The 15,749-nt window shown below is 40.4% G+C and carries 17 protein-coding genes and 1 pseudogene; 4 read left to right on the forward strand and 14 right to left on the reverse strand.

The window, feature by feature from the left end; genetic code table 11:
• Window positions 1–11: 11 nt before the first annotated feature.
• From D1151_RS04275 to D1151_RS04300, 6 genes are all read right to left on the reverse strand, one after another.
• Window positions 12–1,379, reverse strand: coding sequence for an aldehyde dehydrogenase (locus D1151_RS04275; protein ID WP_161908075.1), 1,368 nt, complete (start codon window positions 1,377–1,379; stop codon window positions 12–14).
• Window positions 1,366–1,956, reverse strand: a complete 591-nt coding sequence (locus D1151_RS04280; RefSeq protein WP_161908076.1) for a class II aldolase/adducin family protein — start codon at window positions 1,954–1,956, stop codon at window positions 1,366–1,368. Before D1151_RS04280 ends, D1151_RS04275 begins: the two co-directional genes overlap by 14 nt.
• Window positions 1,946–2,572 (reverse strand): hypothetical protein, encoded by a 627-nt coding sequence (locus D1151_RS04285; RefSeq protein ID WP_161908077.1) that lies wholly within the window; start codon window positions 2,570–2,572, stop codon window positions 1,946–1,948. The genes D1151_RS04280 and D1151_RS04285 overlap by 11 nt, the downstream gene beginning before the upstream one ends.
• The gene (locus D1151_RS04290; RefSeq protein ID WP_161908078.1) at window positions 2,565–2,990 is read right to left on the reverse strand and encodes a GtrA family protein; all 426 of its coding nucleotides are present in this window, start codon (window positions 2,988–2,990) and stop codon (window positions 2,565–2,567) included. Before D1151_RS04290 ends, D1151_RS04285 begins: the two co-directional genes overlap by 8 nt.
• 218 nt (window positions 2,991–3,208) lie before the next feature.
• Window positions 3,209–3,913: a B3/4 domain-containing protein gene (locus D1151_RS04295; RefSeq protein WP_161908079.1), complete on the reverse strand. Its 705-nt coding sequence runs from the start codon at window positions 3,911–3,913 to the stop codon at window positions 3,209–3,211.
• Window positions 3,914–4,357: 444 nt separating this feature from the next.
• Window positions 4,358–4,870: a hypothetical protein gene (locus D1151_RS04300; RefSeq protein ID WP_161908080.1), complete on the reverse strand. Its 513-nt coding sequence runs from the start codon at window positions 4,868–4,870 to the stop codon at window positions 4,358–4,360.
• 132 nt (window positions 4,871–5,002) lie between these two features.
• On the opposite strand from D1151_RS04300, the gene D1151_RS04305 reads away from it, so the two are divergent.
• The 3 genes from D1151_RS04305 to D1151_RS04315 all read left to right on the forward strand — a co-directional run bounded on the left by D1151_RS04305 (window position 5,003) and on the right by D1151_RS04315 (window position 7,041).
• A complete protein-coding gene (locus D1151_RS04305) occupies window positions 5,003–5,839 on the forward strand; it encodes an AraC family transcriptional regulator (protein WP_160202120.1) in 837 nt (278 codons plus the stop codon).
• Between the two features lie 10 nt (window positions 5,840–5,849).
• Window positions 5,850–6,272: a DUF2000 domain-containing protein gene (locus D1151_RS04310; RefSeq protein WP_161908081.1), complete on the forward strand. Its 423-nt coding sequence runs from the start codon at window positions 5,850–5,852 to the stop codon at window positions 6,270–6,272.
• A 223-nt stretch (window positions 6,273–6,495) separates the two neighbouring features.
• On the forward strand, window positions 6,496–7,041 hold the full coding sequence (locus D1151_RS04315; RefSeq protein ID WP_160202183.1) for an NADH peroxidase: 546 nt from the start codon (window positions 6,496–6,498) through the stop codon (window positions 7,039–7,041).
• 347 nt (window positions 7,042–7,388) lie between these two features.
• Here D1151_RS04315 and D1151_RS04320 read toward each other — a convergent pair.
• The 3 genes and pseudogenes from D1151_RS04320 to D1151_RS04330 all read right to left on the reverse strand — a co-directional run.
• Window positions 7,389–7,637, reverse strand: a pseudogene (locus D1151_RS04320) (Txe/YoeB family addiction module toxin); the annotation flags it as partial.
• Between the two features lie 6 nt (window positions 7,638–7,643).
• Window positions 7,644–7,910 carry a type II toxin-antitoxin system RelB/DinJ family antitoxin gene (locus D1151_RS04325; RefSeq protein ID WP_161908082.1) on the reverse strand — a complete coding sequence of 89 codons (267 nt, stop codon included), beginning with the start codon at window positions 7,908–7,910 and terminating at the stop codon, window positions 7,644–7,646.
• Between the two features lie 236 nt (window positions 7,911–8,146).
• The gene (locus D1151_RS04330) at window positions 8,147–8,656 is read right to left on the reverse strand and encodes a helix-turn-helix domain-containing protein (RefSeq protein ID WP_160202118.1); all 510 of its coding nucleotides are present in this window, start codon (window positions 8,654–8,656) and stop codon (window positions 8,147–8,149) included.
• A 908-nt stretch (window positions 8,657–9,564) separates the two neighbouring features.
• On the opposite strand from D1151_RS04330, the gene D1151_RS04335 reads away from it, so the two are divergent.
• A complete protein-coding gene (locus tag D1151_RS04335) occupies window positions 9,565–9,798 on the forward strand; it encodes a helix-turn-helix domain-containing protein (RefSeq protein WP_161908083.1) in 234 nt (77 codons plus the stop codon).
• 747 nt (window positions 9,799–10,545) lie between these two features.
• Here D1151_RS04335 and whiA read toward each other — a convergent pair.
• From whiA to D1151_RS16630, 5 genes are all read right to left on the reverse strand, one after another.
• Window positions 10,546–11,487 carry a DNA-binding protein WhiA gene (gene whiA, locus D1151_RS04340; protein WP_161908084.1) on the reverse strand — a complete coding sequence of 314 codons (942 nt, stop codon included), beginning with the start codon at window positions 11,485–11,487 and terminating at the stop codon, window positions 10,546–10,548.
• A 72-nt stretch (window positions 11,488–11,559) separates the two neighbouring features.
• A complete protein-coding gene (locus D1151_RS16810; RefSeq protein ID WP_243151061.1) occupies window positions 11,560–12,417 on the reverse strand; it encodes an HNH endonuclease in 858 nt (285 codons plus the stop codon).
• Window positions 12,417–13,778: a VWA-like domain-containing protein gene (locus D1151_RS04350; RefSeq protein WP_161908085.1), complete on the reverse strand. Its 1,362-nt coding sequence runs from the start codon at window positions 13,776–13,778 to the stop codon at window positions 12,417–12,419. The genes D1151_RS16810 and D1151_RS04350 overlap by 1 nt, the downstream gene beginning before the upstream one ends.
• A complete protein-coding gene (locus D1151_RS04355; protein ID WP_202620376.1) occupies window positions 13,778–15,100 on the reverse strand; it encodes an AAA family ATPase in 1,323 nt (440 codons plus the stop codon). The genes D1151_RS04350 and D1151_RS04355 overlap by 1 nt, the downstream gene beginning before the upstream one ends.
• Entirely contained in the window at window positions 15,101–15,736 is a 636-nt protein-coding gene (locus D1151_RS16630; RefSeq protein ID WP_201759570.1) for a hypothetical protein, read from the reverse strand.
• Window positions 15,737–15,749: the final 13 nt, after the last annotated feature.

A 15,749-nucleotide genomic window follows, 5' to 3' on the forward strand; every position in this document is an offset into this window, starting at 1 on the left:
ACGATCTCAATTTATTTCAAAAACTTTTTCAGAAATCTCAAGCTGTCCGGATAAGGTGCATAGCGCATCGGCATATCGATCAGCGTAGATTTTTTCAGCACACTCTTTTCATGGGTGAATGTCCTGAAGCTGTATTTTCCATGGTAACCGCCCATGCCGCTTGCTCCCACGCCGCCAAAAGGCATGGAGTTGCTGACAAGGTGCATGATGGTATCGTTGACGCAGCCGCCGCCAAAGGACAAATGAGTCATGAGATACCGTTCCCTTTCTTTTGACTTTGTAAAGAAATACAACGCAAGCGGCTTCGGACGAGCTTCAATTTCCCGCTTTACCTCTTCCAGGTCCTCGAAGACCACCACCGGCAGAATAGGTCCGAAGATTTCTTCCTGCATGGACAGACTGCTCCAGTCAGCGTCATCCAGAATCACCGGTCCAATCTTGCAGTACTTGTCGTCTGCACCACCAAAGTAGTAAGGGGTTTCTCCCTCTAACATTGCGCCCAGTCTTAAAAAATGCTTTTCACTGATGATCTTACCATAATCCTTGCTTTCCAGCGGATATTGCCCATAGAGCGCTTCTATATTAGCAACCATTGCTGCAAGGAGTTTTTCCTTTATACTGCTGTGCACCAGCACGTAATCCGGCGCTACACAGGTCTGCCCGCAGTTTAAGAATTTGCCCCAGACAATACGCCGTGCTGCCATAGCAATATCGGCAGTTTCATCTACAATGCAGGGGCTTTTTCCGCCAAGCTCCAAGGTGACTGGACACAGATGCTTTGCTGCAGCTTCCATGACCTGCCGGCCCACTGTTTTTCCACCGGTAAAGAAGATATAGTCAAACTTTTCAGCAAGCAAATTCTCATTGGCCTGCCTGCCGCCAGTTACCGTGTACACATAGCCTTCGCTGAAAGTCTCATGCAAGATCTTTTCGATGACTTTGGACGTTTCCGGTGAATATGCCGAAGGTTTTACGACTGCGCAGTTGCCTGCTGCCAGCGCACCGATCAGCGGCACCAGCGTAAGCTGCAGCGGATAATTCCACGGCGACATGATCAAAACAACACCGTAAGGGTCTTTGTAAATGGTACTCTTTGCCGGAAAATTCACCAGTGCCGTGCGCGCCCGCTGAGGTCTTGCCAGAGACGAGAGATGTCGCACCATATAGGTGATTTCGCTGTATACAATCCCAATCTCCGTTTCATAGGCTTCGTACCTGGATTTGCCCAGATCCGCATATAATGCCGCATAGAGTTCCTCTTCGTGACGTCTAAGATTCTCCCGAAGTCGCAAAAGTCCCCGCCGTCTATACTGCAGATTCCTACTAATACCCTCTCGAAAAAAAGTTCTCTGTTTTTCTAAAATCTCATATAATTCCATTTAATCCACCCGCTTCCCATCTGCTTTCGATATATCTGCCGCAATACTCTTCCAGCATGCAGCAGTTTTCGAAAGCGTCTTTAAGAGTTTTTCCCACACATAACATGCCGTGACTTGCCATAATACATCCGTTATTTTCCCCTAAAGCCTCCAGCGTATGCGTCCAGAGTTCCTCGGTTCCCGGCAGTGCATAAGCTGCCAGCTTTACCATCTTTCCAAATATTTCCTGCACTTTCACATCTTCTATGGGAACGTCTTTTCTTGCCGCCGCAAAAATAGCGCAGTATTTGGAGTGGGTATGGATTACTGCGCCCACATCCCTTCGCACCCTGTAAATTTCCCCATGCAGCCCCTTCTCAGAAGTAGGTCTCAATGAACCTTCCCAGACAAGAGTTTCCAGATTTACCTTTACCATATCCTTCGGCTGAAGCCCTGCATAGTCCAGTCCCGAAGGCGTCACCAGCATAGAGCGTTCGTCCTGCCTCACAGACAGATTGCCATAAGTACCTTGGACGAGTCCAGTTTCCAAAAGTTTTTTCCCATAGACGACTAAATTCTCTCTGTACTCATGCTCCATGGTTCGCCCTTCCTTCCTGGGATTTCACAGCGTTTTCTGCCTTAGAATAATTCTGCAGATAATTCTCCCGCATGAAAACCGCCTCTTCTTCGGAAACAGGGACCGCACCGCCGAGTACCTGGGCTTTGAGTGCGACTTCTGCCTGTTTTTCCAAAACCTGCAGCGCAGTTACCGCTTCAAAAAGGCTGCGCCCCGTGCAGATGGTATAACGATCTTTTACAAAACAGCCTGCTGCATGCTGCAGCGCCGCTTTAATCTGGGGTTCCTCGTAAGGCAGCACTTCTACTTTCGGACCTATAACCTGCGCCATATCATCGAGGGAAACCCTAAGAGGTTTTTGTCCCTGTGCTGCCTGCCTGCAATAACGAGTATTGGAAAGCACGATTGCACAGACTTCACTGCCGCCCATAAGGATTGATCCTTCGACAGGATAGATCTGCCGAAGTCTATCACCAGCATTTTCTCTAATCGTAAATGCGCCGGCAAGATCACCCTCAGTCTCGTAAAAAACGCCGTCCACCCTTACGAGGACTTTATACTTTGCCAGCTGACTATCATCTATCTGCGTCAGCATTTTGGCGTATTTATTTATCATTACAGCAATTTGATTATTCACGGCTTGCCCTCTTATTCGTATTGATACTGCTGCCAAATACAAAAAATCTGTCATAAAGAAATTCGGTTATCAGGTTGATTAACATGGTGCCAAAGAGCACAATATACTCGTTTATGCCGCCATCAGTCAGTACGCTGCCCCACCAGGTAGATAGCGGTGTAAACACACAGTAAAACCCGAATACCTTTGCCATGGCAAGAGGCACGTTGCCCGCCGATTTAAAGGTAAATTCCCGATTCAGCGTAAAGTTCCACAGTACTGATGCGATCAGCGCAATCAGATAACACGGCCAATACCTCCAGTGCAACAACTCATTGAGCAGTGTAAACACACCGGTCTGAATGACACCTGCCGATATGGAAAACAATACAAACTTTAACACCTGTAAACGATTTTCTTGCTTCGATAGTTTCTTCATCTCCTTCTCCACCCTTACTTTTAAAAAAATATACCGCAGCCATTGGCTACGGTAATATTATCTCAATAATTCAACCTAAAGTCAAGCCGGCTGCCTAATGCGTCCATGGCAAACGTGTCAGGCAGAAAATGTGGGGTCTTGCCTTGCTGTCATGGCCAAATTCGTTGACAAAAATAGAAATCCGTCAACGCTGGTTCAGCGCTTTAGAGCGGCTGCCCCTATTCTACCTCAAAGACTCTATTGTCCTTGTCGATATATCCGACAGACGCCTTGACTTTGAAAAATTTCTCAGCAAGAGCTGCCAGTTCCTGCGCCGCTTCCTCTACCTTGTCCTTATTCAGATCTGTAAATCCATCGATCGGGAACAGCACATCACTGGTTTCCTCTGTGATCTTACCGATCTCGCTCTGTCTCCATGTCCAGCGGCGTGTTCTGACCTCGCCTGCGGAAACATATACGACTTCTCCCTCTTCCGGCTTTTCCATCTCGCCGTTTCCAAAAGGTATGAATGTATCTTCTGACTTAGAATGGCGCACCTCCAGCGCTTCATCGATGGTTGCCATATCATGCGCGCCAATCGGCAGATGATACTTAATCGATACAGCATTGCCCAAATCTACGATGGCGTTGATGTGCGGGAATCCCTTGCCCTTAGCAATGCGGTCAAGCAGTGCCTCTATGGAACACATATATCTGTTAGGGTTGATGCCCATTGCACGAAATGCTTCTCTGTAAGGAACGATATCGTCAGCATTCTTTACTTTAATTCCCTCAAAATCCTTCTCGCAGACTTCGATATTTGCCTGCAGCATTGCCTCAAGTTCCGGAATTTCCTTGGTATTGTCCATGCCCTTTACTGCTACAATACCAAAATATCCATTAGGCAGAAGGTCAAATACTTCTTTTGCAATTTCAAATCTCATATTCTCTTGTCTCCTTTACATTTTTTGCCCCAGTAAAGTCTACAACTTCTCCTATTTTTTTAGTCTAACACAGTTCTGGAGTAAAGTGCAAGAGTATATTTTACTTCTGCCACGGCAAACCTGTGAAATGCCATGGATATTGGATTTTCATACCTAATCCGTTTTTTTGCAAAAAAGGTACTAAGAATTAGGAGCTATTTTATATTAATTAAAAGATTTTTAGCAAATAAAACGGAATTTATCGTATTTTTCTGTTTTTCATGCGTCTATTCTCGTAAAAACTTGCCATCTTATGAAAGTCAACCCCTCAAATTCCATATAATGGATAGTACAATTCAAAGGTTTTAGTACCTTTTTTGCAAAAAACGGCTAAAGGTACTAGTCCTACATTTCGTAGGAAGGGGATTCATGCATCTGCCGTGTTACCTCTGCTTGCCTTCTACGTTACTCCCAGGGTTCTATCCGAAGCACCAGTCCGCCGGGAACCCCTGTCTCCATATTGGTCGGGTAAAGCCCCACGCGAAATTTCTGTTCGCCTGCCCGATAATACCAGATATAATAATTGAGCGGTTCCTGCCGTTTGGAAGCCTCCGTCATGCTGGCATAGTGATAGCCGCTGCTGCTTTGATTTGACTCGCCACTTCGTTTTTCACAAGCGCGCCATATACTTTGCGCATAGCCGTCCACCAGTTCCTGGTTCATTTCTTCATCAATGTCAAAAAGGATACTATATGTACCATCCACTACTTCCAAACTCTCTTTTGCTGTACCACAAGGTCTCCCAAAGTCTTTGATTTCACACGCTTTTTCGATGACGTCAGTCCAGGCTGCGCAGCTTTTTTCCATTAAAATCTGTCCTTTTGTCTGCACTTGCGTTTTGCCTGAGCATGCTGTCACGAGAAACATCATCACCGCTGCAAAAGAAACTAGAGTGATTGTCCTTATTTTTACTTTCATTCCATACCGCCTCCTGCAAACAGTGTATGTGCGGACAAAAAAAACAGAACTCAAAATGAAGATATCTTACAAGCATGTATTTAAAATCCATGATACACTATCACTAATCAAAACCAGAAAGGATGGCTTTCCATGGAAAAAGAAACTAGAACAATCTGCTACGATACCGATTTAAAAATTGAAGCCTATCGCTTCGCACATATAAGGCAGCCCTTTCCCAATCACTTCCACGGTTACTATGTACTTGGAATTATCGCTGAGGGTTCGCGGAATATGACTGTCAAAAATATCGACTACTGTGCTCGCGCAGGTGATGTGATAGTCTTTTCTCCTTACCAGAATCACGCATGCCTGCCCGATGGCAACGCCGCTCTTTCCTATTATGGGCTCAACGTTTCCTCGAAAATCATGGAAGAAAGATGCCTAGAGCTAACCGGCAAAAAGTTTCTTCCTGCTTTCGTATCACCGCTGCTGCAGGACGAGGAACTTTACTCGTACATCTACCAGCTTAACCAGTTAATCTTTGAAGAAAGTAAGGAATTTCAGAAAGAGGAACTTTTCCTTTGCCTCATTGAACGTCTGCTCCGCCGTCATGGGTTTGTCCAAGAGGATGATTCGCAGAAAGACTGCGCTAATCCTAGCAGCATAGAAAAAGTCTGTAATTATATCGACGAAAATTTTGATCGGCACATTTCACTGAATGACCTATGCGATATTGCCTGTCAGAGCAAGTCCACCCTGCTGCGCACGTTTACCAGGGAAAAGGGAATCACACCCTATCGATATCTGGAAACGGTTCGGATTAACAAAGCCCGCCAACTTCTGGAGGACGGTTTAAATCCTGCTGAGGCTGCTCTCAACACAGGCTTTTCGGACCAAAGCCATTTCAATCGCTATTTCACCATGTTTACCGGTCTGACACCAGCCCTGTACCGTGATATCCTTCAAAAAAAATTAACAAGAAAGTGAGAATTTTGTCATGAATTTACAAGAAGAAAAATGTGTTATGATTATTGATGAGACGCTGCCCCTTGGCATTATTGCCAACACCGCAGCAATTTTGGGAATTACTCTGGGTAAAGAACTGCCTGAGGTCGTTGGCTGTGATGTGACCGACAATTCCGGCTCTTTACACAAAGGAATCATCGAATTTCCTGTTCCCATCCTTTCAGGAAACAAAAAAATTCTGCGGGAAATTCGAGAAAAACTCTGCAGACCGGAATTTTCCGACTTGCTGACAGTAGATTTTTCGGATTTGGCGCAGACCTGTAAAACCTATGAAGAGTTCACTTTCAAGATGGGCAACACTGCCGAAAGCAACTTAAATTACATAGGGATTGCCATATGCGGATCCAAGAAAAAAGTCAATAAGCTAGCAGGCAGCATTGCACTGCTTCGATAAAATAGATGCATAAAAAGGCAGAAACAGCAGTAATCTGCTGTTTCTGTTCGTGACCCTTCGTCAAGGTTTTTCTGCGGGTACACTCTAACCCTAATCGATATCTTTCACTGTTCATAAAGTTTTTATAAAAATTCCATAGAACTTTTATAAAAAAGTGTTAGATTTAAGAAAAAATGTGGTACAATAGACATAATTAAAAAATGAAATTCAAGGAGGATTTAACATTATGAAATGGGTATGTTCAGTTTGCGGATATGTTCACGAAGGCGACCAGCCACCTGAAAAATGTCCACAGTGCAAAGTTCCTGCAGACAAGTTCATCAAGCAGGAAGAAGGTAAAGTAGAATTTGCAGACAAGCACGTTGTAGGCGTTGCTCAGGGAGTTGACCAGGAAATCATCGACGGTCTTCGCGCTAACTTTGAAGGTGAATGTTCTGAGGTAGGCATGTACTTAGCAATGGCTAGAGTTGCTCACAGAGAAGGTTATCCGGAAATCGGTCTGTACTGGGAAAAGGCTGCTTGGGAAGAAGCTGAGCACGCTGCTAAATTTGCAGAACTGCTGGGCGAAGTTGTAACCGACTCCACTAAGAAGAATCTGGAAATGAGAGTAGAAGCTGAAGCTGGCGCTTGCGCTGGTAAAAAAGCTCTGGCTACTATGGCTAAACAGCAGAATCTGGATGCAATTCACGACACCGTACATGAAATGGCTAAGGATGAGGCAAGACACGGCGCTGCTTTCGAAGGTCTGTTAAAGAGATACTTCGGTTAAGCAAAATTGTTTAAAATTCAATGCTTAGAAAATAGAGGAAGCTTGGAAGGGCTTCCTTTTTTCGTGGGAGATTCAGCGTGAGAGAGCGGATGAAGTTGTCACTTTCTGATTGTGCAATCAATAATTCTTAAAGAACTTGTCACTTTTTACAATAATATTATACTACAATTTCATTGAAATTTCAACGTTTTAAAACATTTTCGCAACATATTTTAACATCATTTTACAAATCCGAACTACATCGTAACATCTCACAACAGCTTAAGAAAGTTACCGCAAATGTGCATAAAAAAAAGAAAAGGTATGACTGCAAAAGCAGCCACGCCTTTTCTGCGTTTTTGAGTTCTTTAGTTACCATAATGACCTTTGCACTGATAAACCTCTCTTTCACCATCTACTATGCGATAAACCAAGCGATTCACCCCATCTATACGTCTGCTCCAGTAGCCATTCAGATTTACTTTTAATCCTTCAGGTTTTCCAAATCCTTCAAAAGGATTTCGCCCAATATCCTTTAGCAAAGCATTGATTCTTTTTAAGGTTTTCTTATCCTGCGACTGCCAATAAAGATATCCTTCAAAAGCCCTTTGTGTAAAATGATTTTACTCATCTGCCATTGCCTCTAATTCTTCCATCGTTTTCACTATCACGTTTCCCTTTTCCATCTGTTCAATGCTTTCACGTAAGCAAGTCATATTCATATCACTATAAAACGGGTCTATGGAAACATCAAAAGGAATTCTCTTTTCCCGGCTAAGCTTTTTGGCAAAAATAGTAAATGCCGCGCTCATGCTCAAACCTAGTTCCTCACATACATTTTCAACATCCTTTTTCAGATTATCGTCCATTCTAATGGAAATAGTAGCCATGTTATCAACTCCTTTCAAGATTATTGTACTTCTTTTTCATACTATGTCAATACAACGTATTCGCTTTTCGCGAGTCAGAGGATAGATTCTGTGAAAAGAGCGAATTTCTAAAGTAAAACTATTTTACCCCAGAAACATACGTCCCATGAAAGAATTCTGCAGATACCTATAACCGATTTTTTAAAATCCATCTCCCATTTCATTCTTCCCTTAAAACCCTAGGACTTTCGCCGTCATCATTTCCCGTTATTATCTTCTTTACTCCTTGGAGAAGTAGAATAGAAATCAGAATGGGAAAAAGAATGTGAATGAGAAAGATAATTGCGCCCTGTTTCTATACTGCTTGTTGCGGTATCTGCGGTATCGTCCTCAAAAAAATAATCCTCTGGCGGCAGAGTATTTAAACCATACTCTTTAATTCTTCTTTGAATCGTATCTACTGAACAGTTAAATATTTCCGCAATATTTGCTTGCGTTCTTCCCTCCATCAAGCACTTTGCAAGTTCATCTTTTTGAATATTGATTTTCTTTCGATAGTTTGGCTTGGCGCTATCAATGCTCGCTATCACATTATCAAGACCATAAAGCCATACTTTATCTTCTTCATCTGGCAGTACGCCATATAATCCATATTGCATAACCGCATTAATATAATTGTTCGCACCCTCTACTTGCTTTGCCTTTAAAAGCCTTTCAAACTGCGCATATGCGCTTTCATATAATACAAAACTCTGTTTATAACTCATTTTGTATTCCTCCTATCTTAAAAATTTCTTTGAAAAGGATAAAAAAGAAACGCGTAGCAGGTGGAGTTCTGCCGCGCGCTTCACATATATCTATAACGGCTAAGCCGTAGTAAAGAATTTTAATATATTATATCTATATATGCACGTATTTGGAGCGACCTCCTCTACTAATTTCAGATGGTAAAAGTGCCATAAATTTTAAGGTCGATTCCTTTGCGGTAAAATTGCGTCTGCCGCAATTTCTCTTTTATTCTCTTTCTATAATATTATATAGATTTTAAAAAAGGTTCAAATTTTGAAGAGGTTGGAAATTTTAGTAGACAAAAACACAGCCGCTGCTATGTGGAAAATATTGCTTTGATATTGAATTTTATTCTTCTTTGTGGTATATTGGTTTCAAGAGGAAAGCCATTGAAAACGGCTAACCTAACAGTTTACGAATAACTGCCAAAGTTGCAAGCTGTGGGCAGTTATTTTTTTATGTAAATAGTGATTCTTACTCTACCAAAGGTAATTGTAATCCTCATCATATTACCACCTTCCTTTTAGTCCAAAACCCCTTTCGAGTTTCGAGGAAGGCTAACCGCTTTCGCTTGTCCTCTTGACAAGTATATTATATCATTTCTGATATAGGTAACCCACTATGATTTTGACTATAATAAATTATAATTATTTATTATAAGATTCCTTATACTTATTAGTACTTTTCGACAACCTCTTCTCAGTTAAATTTATAAAAGAAATTGCTGCAAATGCCGCATAAAAAGGTATGACTACAAAAATATCCGTACCCTTTTAAACTTTGCAGTCTTTTAGGGCAATCCGACCTATTTTTATTTTAAGTCTTGACATTACCTCGTTGCTTATGTCATACCAAAATCATAATAATGAAAGGAGGTAAATAGGATATGACATTAAAAGAATTTGACCGGGTAGGAATGGGTGTTCGCATCCGTCTCAGCAGAGAACGTGCAAATTTTTCCAGAGAACAACTTTCTGAACATCTGGATATTACGCCTAAATTTCTATCTGACATTGAATGCGGCAACAGAGGACTCTCTATGCAGACATTCATACTACTTATTCAAATCCTGGACGTTTCTGCAGATTATTTAATCTTTGGAAATACTGCCGAAGACTAACTAAAGTAGGACTGTAATTCCATCAGCTTCCATGCTGATAGGAAGATTGAAGGCACCGCAAAAGCGGTGCCTTGGTCTTTTCGTTTTAATGATAACGTTCTATACGAGATGAAGCATCCCTCTCTGAAAATATGCCAATCTTTCCTGATATACGAATACTTACATTTTTCTTTGAAAGAACGTAAATCAACCGACTCAATTCTACACTATTGTTATTTCCAGTAGAAGAGAATACTCCAGACGGACTTGTAGAAATTGTGTAAGTGCCTTTCCTTCAACGCTTACTTTTTCTTCCCCTATAAAATCCTCCCATACGGTTTATATAACCCAAGCTCGTTTCTGCATTCCATACACGCTCATCGGCACAAAAAACAGCGAAATCACTACTGCAGTGCAAATGAAAACCTTAATCTTTGTTCCAAACATCTTCATCGCATCCATAGCTCCCTCTCTCTAAACCTTCTGTTAAATAATACTTATATTTTCTCTTATGTCCAAGTAAAGCTTGTGCTCAAATGAAAAGAAAGACCGCAGCAGCAGTCTTTCTTTTCATAGATGCAATATGATAATTTATGTTAAAGTCGTGCAGAGGGGAGTAAAGCCTTTGCCTAACCGTAACACCAATTTTTTAGGTTCTTTCATTCTACATCTAAACGATTAACTTTTCAATAGTAAATTTCAAAATTTTTCTTATTTAATATATTTCATTCTCAATTTTTAAGATTCCAAAAACATTAATCTGAAACCTTACAGTTTTGCAGCCAGTTCCTCTATTCTTCTGAACCTGTTATTGATACCTGATTTTTTCATCGGCGGGTTCATCATCTCCGCTAACTGCAATAGATTCGCCTCCGGATGCGCCAGGCGCAACTCTGCAACCTCCTGTAGTTTTTCAGGTAGCCATCCAAGCCCCTTTGCGTTCTCAATTTTTCGGATTGCTGAAATTTGCCGCTGAGAAGCGTCCAAAGTTCTATCCGTATTAGCGTTGTCACAGTTTGTAATCCTCACCGCGTTGTTGACAAGCTCCTTCTTTATCTTCACATCTTCAAAGGCAAAAACCTGAGTATGAGCACCCATAATAGCCAGCGTATCACTGATATACTCCGAATTTTTCATATATACAATATAGCTTTCTTTTCGCTGCACCACCTTTGCGGATAAATCCACAAAGCTGTTTATCATTTTTCGAAGATCCATGGCAAGATTCTTGCTGGCGCACACAAATTCTAAATGGTAGCTTTTCGCAGGGTCATTCATCGTTCCCGCACCCATAAAAATGCCGCGCAAATACGCTTTCTTACAGCACTTGCTGCGAATAAGACCATCAAATATCCCATCAGAAATATAATTGTTGCCTTCCCGCACCATCAAAATTCCTGTTTCACGCAAAATTTGCTCACTGCGCATTTCAGGACTGATGGCAAGCATATAGATTCTGCCTTTCTTGGGCGGTGGTGCGTCCTCCACTTCTAATTCCGTATCTACTTGAAAATATTCTTTAATCAGTTTTTTATAATGCCGCGCCACTGCCGGATTTTCCGTAGTAATGACAATCTTAAACTTTCCGCCTCCTGCCAGCCTGAGACTGCCAGACACTCTAAGAAAGCCCGCAATTTCTGCAAGCATACAGCATTTCTTTTCTGGCTCAATTCTAGCCAACTCGTTTTTCGTTTCCGCCGCAAATGACATGATCTGTCCTCCATCTATCACATCTGCATCTTTTTATATTCTACACGGGATTGCTTAAAAGTACCAAATGATTTACTCTTTAGCCAATTTTGCCTTAATTTCTTCAATGGTATATACTCCATCACTTTTGCTATGCAACACAAGATGACAGTTCGGACAAACAGGAATAAGGTCTTCAATAGGATTAACCACATAAGCTTGTTTTATTTCATTTAAAGGTTTTCTATGGTGTACCTCTATTTTACCTGTGAACTCTGGTCCATACACTTCACCGAAATCAAACCCGCATATTGTGCAAGCCGTACCATAGTAAGCTAAGCATCTATCTCTCGCCCAGGAATTCCTCTCATACCTGTTAGTAAGTACGTTTTTCATCGCACCTTCAACAGATATTTCTTCTATCGCTCCCTGCTCTGACATAGTCTCCTGTTCAAAATATGAAAGGGCTTTAATCTTTCTGGTATGATCCTTTAGCCATGCATATAAATTTTTTTCAAAAAATGAAATTTCGGAATCAAAAATCCGATCTAAGCCACTCTGTATTTGTGAAAGATTATCCGCTTCATAAAAAACGCTCCACGCCGCCAGCGTTATTAAATCTCCTTCAGCAACAGCTACATCCATGGATGTTATCAACTGCTCATATTGCTTTTGAATTTGCTTTCCTACAACATAACGCTTATCCAGTGTTACTGTAATAAAAAGATTTTCATTGACGTTTAGAATTTCATAGCATAAAGTGTACCCGCTCTTTTGTTCATTCTTCGGAAAAACAGCATTGATATTATCACTTGTAAATCTTATTTTCTGCACTCCCGAGCAGAGGGATTTCTTAAAATGTATATGCGCATTTTCTTCCTGCTTCTGAAGACACCATTCGATGAGAACCTGCCCAATCAATTTGTCTTTAGTATTTAATAATCCAGACATTAATTTTCACCTTCTTCAAAGCCTATAACCGCTCCATAAGGATTCTTTAACGACAATTCCCTTCTGCTTCCAGTTATAACCCATAAGTTTCGATATGTCAACGGTTTCGGAATCTTATTTTCACCGTATCCATCAGTAAAATATATTAACAGGGAATCTCTATAATATTTATTCCTATTCACATACTCTATCACCGGAGTAAAGGCAGTTCCACCACGTCCTGCAACGTCATATTTTACATCACTTGGCTGTTTTACAGTATAAATTCGCTGTATCTCACTGTCACACTCAATTACAGTAATGCAATAATTCTTTTTTGACAGAATTGAAAACAACTCATTAAAAATTAAAGAAAGCTCTCTCCCGGTAACAGATGCGGAAGTATCAATTGCCACAACAATCTTTAATATCTTATCATTTATCTCCCCGGACAAATCATATCGCTCTGGTTGTCTGCGATTTAATCTAGCTTTCGTTTTACGTTTTCCTGCTGCAATTGTCCCTATATACTTTTTCAGAATTTTTTTCCACGACAACTTAGCCGGTTCATTTACTCTTCTTACCTGCTCCAAAAAGTAAGCCGGCATAAGGTTTCTGGTTTCGTCATCCATCATTTCCGCTGCCGCATTAATAAATTCACCAACGATAGCAGTTATTTCATCAACATCGTCACCAGCTTCCCAGTTATGATCCTCATATCTATCACACTTCCCCTCTGTGATAAACTCATCAGAATCTGCACCTATGCCATTTTCTTTACCGTCAGGTAAATCTTTTTCCTCAATAAGCTGATAATAGTAATAATAGCTTTCCAGCGGCGCTACAGTTCTTAAACCGAACATTTTTTTAAGAGTCTCCGGTAAAATACACTTTTCCCAGACAGTCATAAATAACCGATGTTCAGCCTTAATCTCATATCTTAGTCGGCCATTGACCGAAGCGTCCGCTGCAAGATTAAATTTTGCATGAGTCTTCTCATCTCCCATCGGGTTACATTTTACCATCTCCGAGGGGTGATTCAGTATAATATGCTCAATTTCATGACAAATGATAAAGATAATTTCTTTCAGCGTAAGTTTGCATAAAAGTAGTGGATTAGACACCATTACCAGAGGATAAACATTTAACTTGATACCTGCAATAGTATTGCTGTAAAAATCAACTTTGAATGACAAATTCATCATAAAATAGCCGTAATAACTATCCCTTTCAGAAATCAAGAACAACTTAATTAATTCCATAAACTCATGAAAATCATTTTCAATTTCATTTAAAATTGCATCTTCAATAATACCATTTTCCACTGCTGTTATATTATCTTTAATTCTATATAAGTATTCAACAATCGTATTGGTTGCCATCAGCTTTCCTCAATAAGCTTTCTTGTTTCATCTGATAAGTCAAGCATCTCAATCAATTCTTTTTCAAAAACATCAAAAAGTATTTCAATCAAACTGTTGCCGTCATTAGAAATAGCATTAGAAAGCTTCTGTGCGAATAAAAGTCTTGCCGAAGAATCAAGCATACCTACAAAAGCTGACAGCTGACACTTATTAATATCAAATTGAGCTTTATTAAGCATCATAAATTCAATATTCTCTTTTAAATACGCCAGCATAAGATCACAAGTTTGAATTTTCTTAGCCGCCGACATGGTTTCAATTTTTTTAGACAGCTTTGAAAGATTCTCATCATCAGCAAAGATTTCTTCTGGCATTAGTGCTCTTGTCTGTGAAACCATGCTCGCAAAGAACATCGTTGCAACGGTTGCACCAAGCTTTGCAGAAACGAGATTTTTCATATCCTTTTCAACAACCTTAGGATCATTTTCTTTCTCTGTAAAAAAATCTCTAAGTAAAGGTTCTGATCTTAACAGTGTATCCACCATATCCCAACCTCTAGGTGATGGCGTTGGTTTTTCGTCGTCCTGCAGTTCTTTATCGTTACTTGAAAGGCACTTAGGATTATCTTTAATAAAATTTAAAATCTCTGGAGAAAGTCCGACTTTTTTCCCATATCCTAGCCATTCTTTTGTACTATCAGAGACTTTAATCTTCAAAAAACGATCCAACTGTGCTGGGTCCATTTCATTTGTAGCATACAGACTATTTTGTGTGCTTGGGTTCATTGCTCCTACAAAGAAGACCCACCATGGAAAGCTATATCCATTTACACTTCTTGTTAAAAGGATATTCATTAGTTCTTTATATACTGAATTCTCGGTTCGATTAATCTCATCGATAAATATGATAACCGACTTTATCTTTCTGCTTTTCAGCATTTCGAGTTTTTCTTCAATTGTAATATCCTCAAGAGCATATCTGTTTTCATCGCCCTGTAGCAATGATGGCCTTGTCGTTTCTTCTGACATAAAGAAAATACGTTCCTGCTCATTTTGAATACGTTCTACTGCGTAATAAGGCAAAAAACGAAACCTTGTATTGCCTTGTTCATCTTTATATTGATATGGAAGACCAGTAATTTCTCCTTCTTTAAGAGTTCCTCCCTCAATTGTAATGCAAACACCACCTAGTTCTTCCGCAATAGATTTTATCATTTGAGATTTTCCAATACCATGCTTTCCGGAAATCAGCGGAGTGATTGCTAAATCCTTTTTCTCACTAACAACATTTGCAAGTATCGCCCTTTTTATTAGACGTCTAGCCTCATTAATTGTAATCAATTAAAATTTCACTCCTTTCAAACGCAGAAAAACATCAAGCTGCTTTGACCGCTTTTCTTTTTTCCGCCACTCATTTTTTCCCTTTTTTAACACCGTCTCAGCATCAAAATCAGCAAAATGCCGTTGGAAAAAGCTTTCACTGAATTGTTGATATCTTGCAATCTTATCTTTATCCAATGCGGTAAAGTATTTTTCAAGAAACGCTTCGCTAAGCTGCATCTCTAAAAGCACTGCACCCATTTCATTGCTGTCAAACATATTAAAATGCACATCAACAAAGCTTTCATCAAATTCTTCATGGGTTTTAATATATGTTTTAAATCTGTTTTTATAAGACTCCGACGTCCGCATAATCGTTAAGTCAGCTTTGAACTGCTCTAAAAAGGAAATTTGCGAGATGTTCTGAGCAGGAACTATCTGCGATATATTCATTTTCCCTGCAGCCACCCCGTTATTCCGACTTTGTTTTGCCTTTTTATTTTCCTTATTCCAATTCTCCAAGGTCTTTATCAAATCAAGACACTCTTTCTTGTATTCTTCTGAATAACTTCCCACAGCAAGTTCTGTTCTAAAGAGTGCAAAATCCTCAGGTAACAAATCATCCTGGTTGCCTTTTAATATTGCTAGTATTTCCAAAGCATTTACTCCC

Source organism: Emergencia sp. 1XD21-10 (genome assembly GCF_009936045.1).
Taxonomy (GTDB): domain Bacteria; phylum Bacillota; class Clostridia; order Peptostreptococcales; family Anaerovoracaceae; genus Senimuribacter; species Senimuribacter intestinalis.